Origin of the sequence: Methylobacterium sp. B1 (assembly GCF_000333255.1) — a bacterium.
GTDB lineage: Bacteria > Pseudomonadota > Alphaproteobacteria > Rhizobiales > Beijerinckiaceae > Methylobacterium > Methylobacterium fujisawaense.
In genome coordinates this window covers 1-4,016 of sequence record NZ_BACT01000728.1, presented here as the reverse complement: position 1 = coordinate 4,016, position 4,016 = coordinate 1, and the positions used below count along the sequence as shown (strand labels likewise).

Here is a 4,016-nt window from a genome sequence, read left to right as displayed (position 1 = left end):
CGAGGACGAGAAGCGCCCCTCCCTGCGGCGGCAGCCCGATCCAGCGCGCGGCGAGCACCCGCAGGACATGCGCGCTGGAGAACACGACGAGGTCGGCATCACGGGCGCGGGCCCGGGCGATGATCCGGTCCGCCCGAACGCCGACCGCCTCCGCCGTCTCGCCGCCGGGGCAGCCGTCGCGGAACAGGCGCCAATCCGGCCGCTCGGCCAGGATCGCCTGCGTGGTCCGGCCCTCGTAGGCGCCGTAATCCCACTCCGCGAGATCCGGATCGATCACGCGCCGGTCACCGAAGCCCGCCAGCACGCAGGTCGTGGCCGCCCGGCTCGACGGGCTCGACCAGACCTCCGCGTAGCAGCGGGCCGCAAGGCGCGGGGCGAGGGCGCGCGCCGCTTCCTCGCCCTCCTGGGTCAGGGGGATGTCGCTGCGCCCGGTATGCTGGCCGGATCGGCTCCAGGCGGTCTCGCCGTGGCGGACCAGCGTGATCTGCGGGAACGGGCTCTCGGACATGCACGCCTCCCCGGGCCCGCCCTCGGCGGCCCTGCCATCAACGCGGCCGCCGCGCTTCGGTCTCATCCACCTGGCAAACCCCCGCAAGTTCGTGCTTGCGCCCACCGCGAAACGCACATAAACATATCTTTATGTCTATTGAACGCAGGCAAGAGGCGGGATCGATCCCCTTTCCGGAAGCCCTGGGCGTCCTGCGTGCGGCCGCCGAGGAGACGCGCCTGCGCATCCTGGCGCTGCTCGCCGAGGGGGAACTGTCGGTGTCCGACCTGACCGACATCCTCGGCCAGTCGCAGCCGCGGATCTCGCGGCATCTCAAGCTTCTGGTGGAAGCCGGGCTTGTCGAGCGTCACCGCGAAGGGGCCTGGGCGTTCTTCCGGCTGTCCGACGCCCGCGCCGGCCTGGCGGATCCGCTGCTGTCCGGTCTCGACCGGACCGCACCGCCCCTGTCGGAGGACCGCGCCCGTCTCGATGCCGTGCGGGTGCAGCGGGCCGAGGCGGCCGAGACCTTCTTCGCCCGGCTGGCGCCCAAATGGGACGAGCTGCGCTCCCTCCACGTTCCGGAGGCGATCGTGGAGGCGGCGGTGCTGGACGCCCTGGGCGACCGGCCGATCGGCAGCCTGATCGATCTCGGCACCGGGACGGGCCGCATGCTTGGCCTGCTGGCTCCCCGGGCCAGCCGCGCCACCGGGCTCGATTCGAGCCATGCCATGCTGTCCGTCGCCCGGGCCAACCTGGAGCGCCAGGGCCTGTCGCGGGTGGATCTGCGGCAGGGCGACATCCACGCGCCGCCCTTCGCCCGGTCGAGCTTCGACCTCGTGGTGGTCCATCAGGTGCTGCATTATCTCGATGACCCGGCCCGGGCGCTCCGCGGCGCCGCGCGGCTGGTGGCGCCGGGCGGCCGTCTGCTGGTGGTGGATTTCGCGCCGCATGAGCTGGAATTCCTGCGCACGGGCCAAGCCCACCGACGCCTCGGCTTCTCCGCCGAGCAGGTCTCCGGCTGGCTCACGGAGGCCGGTCTCGCCACGGTCGGCACGCGCGATCTGGCGCCGCGCGAGTCGGGTCAGCTCACCGTCACCCTCTGGCTGGCCCAGGACGGTCTGGCCGACGAGACTGAACAGCCCCGGCGCGCCGTCGCCTGACATCCAGAACCTTCGCAGACTTCGTCTGAACCGATCGACATAGAGGACGAGACCCCGATGCGCCGCTCCACCCACCGCGCCAGCCGCGACGGCTACCACCCGATCCGCGTCTCGATCGAGTTCTTCCCGCCGAAGACCGAGGAGATGGAGAAGATCCTCTGGGGCTCGATCGAGCGTCTGGCGCCGCTTCAGCCGAGCTTCGTCTCGGTGACCTACGGGGCCGGCGGCTCCACCCGGGAGCGCACCCACAACACGGTGGCCCGGATGGTCCGCGAGACCGGCCTGAAGCCGGCCGCGCACCTCACCTGCGTGGACGCCACCCGGGAGGAGATCGACGCGGTGGTCCAGTCCTACTGGGATGCGGGCGTGCGCCACATCGTGGCGCTCCGCGGCGACCCGGCGGAGGGCGTCGGCCACGCCTACCGGCCGCATCCGGGCGGCTACGCGTCGACCGCCGAGCTGGTCGAGGGGATCAAGCGGATCGGCGACTTCAAGGTCTCGGTCTCGGCCTATCCCGAGAAGCACCCGGAGGCGGCCTCGCTCGACGCGGACATCGAGGCCCTGAAGGCCAAGGTCGATGCCGGCGCCGATCAGGCGATCACCCAGTTCTTCTTCGACAACGAGGTCTTCCTGCGCTACCTGGAGAAGGTCCGTGCCGCGGGGATCACGATCCCGATCCTCCCGGGCATCCTGCCGGTGCAGAACTTCAAGCAGGCGGCGAACTTCGCCCGCCGCACCGGCGCCTCGGTGCCCTACTGGCTGGCCGCCCGGTTCGAGGGCCTGGAAGACGACGTGGAGACCCGCCGCCTCGTCGCCGCCGCGGTGGCGGCCGAGCAGGTGCTCGACCTCGTGGACGAGGGCGTCAACGACTTCCACTTCTACTCGATGAACCGCTCGGATCTGGTCTACGCGATCTGCCACCTGCTCGGCCTGCGCGCCCAGGCGCCGAAGCTGGCGGCCGCCAAGGCGGCGGCTTAATTCCCGAGGCCGCGCTCGACACCCCCGATCCGTCCTCGCGAGCGCAGCGAAGCGACTCAGGACAGCGCGACATCCGTGAGCGTGGCGCTGCTGGACTGCTTCGCTCCACTCGCAGAGACGGGGACGCCTCCGCGCCCATGGCACGGAAGCGTCTGGTAGAACGAAGGTTTTCACCCTCCTGAGGTGCCGCGCGAGCGGCCTCGAAGGCGGGCTCCAGGGAACACCGAGATATCTGGAGGCCTCCTGCGAGGCCTCCGCTTCGCTCCGGCACCTCGGGACGAGGTGATCTGACAGGACGCATGATGACCGATTTTGCCCCCGTCGACGGTACCGCGATCGCACAGGCGCTGCGCCAGCGCGCGGCGGAGAAGATCCTCGTCCTCGACGGTGCGATGGGCACCGTGATCCAGCGGCTGAAGTTCTCGGAAGAGGATTTTCGCGGCGACCGGTTCAAGGATCACGGCCACGATCAGAAGGGCAACAACGACCTGCTGATCCTGACGCAGCCCGACGCGATCCGGCAGATCCACCTCGACTACTTCCTGGCCGGCGCCGACGTCTGCGAGACCAACACCTTCTCGGGCACCACCATCGCCCAGGCCGATTACGGCATGGAGTCGATCATCCACGAGTTGAACCGGGAGGGCGCGCGTCTCGCCCGTGAGGCCGCCAGGCTCGCCGAGGAGACGGACGGCCGCCGCCGCTTCGTGGCCGGCGCCATCGGCCCGACGAACCGCACCCTTTCGATCTCGCCGGACGTGAACAACCCGGGCTTCCGGGCCGTCACCTTCGATCAGGTCAAGCAGGCCTACGTGGAGCAGGTCCGCGGCCTGATCGACGGCGGCGCCGAGCTGATCCTGATCGAGACGATCTTCGACACGCTCAACGCCAAGGCGGCGGTGGCGGCGGCGTGGCAGGTCTTCGACGAGACCGGCATCCGCCTGCCGATCCAGATCTCCGGCACGATCACCGACCTCTCGGGCCGCACCCTGTCGGGCCAGACCCCGGCGGCCTTCTGGCACGCCCTGCGCCACTCCGATCCGCTGACCTTCGGCCTCAACTGCGCGCTGGGCGCCCGCGAGATGCGCGGCCACATCGCCGAGCTGTCGCGGATCTGCGACACGCTGGTCTGCGCCTACCCGAATGCCGGCCTGCCCAACGAGTTCGGCCTCTACGACGAGAGCCCGGAGGCGATGGGCAAGCTGGTCGGCGAGTTCGCCGAATCCGGCCTCGTCAACATGGTCGGCGGCTGCTGCGGCACCACCCCAGACCATATCCGCGCCATCGCGGAGGCCGTCGCCGGCAAGGCGCCGCGGCCGATCCCCGAGATCCCCCGCCTGATGCGGCTGTCGGGCCTCGAGCCCTTCGTGCTCACGCCGGAAATTCCCTTC

Annotated in this window: 4 protein-coding genes; 3 read left to right on the top strand and 1 reads right to left on the bottom strand. The window is 70.5% G+C overall.

Annotation, left to right across the window (positions count from 1 at the left end; all coding sequences use genetic code 11):
* Positions 1-508 (bottom strand): histidine phosphatase family protein (locus tag I53_RS21285; protein WP_043354424.1); only part of this gene is annotated, 508 nt, incomplete at its 3' end.
* 131 nt (positions 509-639) lie between these two features.
* Here I53_RS21285 and I53_RS21280 point away from each other — a divergent pair.
* The 3 genes from I53_RS21280 to I53_RS21270 all read left to right on the top strand — a co-directional run.
* Positions 640-1,647, top strand: coding sequence for a metalloregulator ArsR/SmtB family transcription factor (locus I53_RS21280; protein WP_043354422.1), 1,008 nt, complete (start codon positions 640-642; stop codon positions 1,645-1,647).
* 57 nt (positions 1,648-1,704) lie between these two features.
* Positions 1,705-2,625: a methylenetetrahydrofolate reductase [NAD(P)H] gene (gene metF, locus I53_RS21275; RefSeq protein WP_043354420.1), complete on the top strand. Its 921-nt coding sequence runs from the start codon at positions 1,705-1,707 to the stop codon at positions 2,623-2,625.
* Positions 2,626-2,927: 302 nt separating this feature from the next.
* Positions 2,928-4,016 (top strand): homocysteine S-methyltransferase family protein (locus tag I53_RS21270; RefSeq protein WP_187294394.1); only part of this gene is annotated, 1,089 nt, incomplete at its 3' end.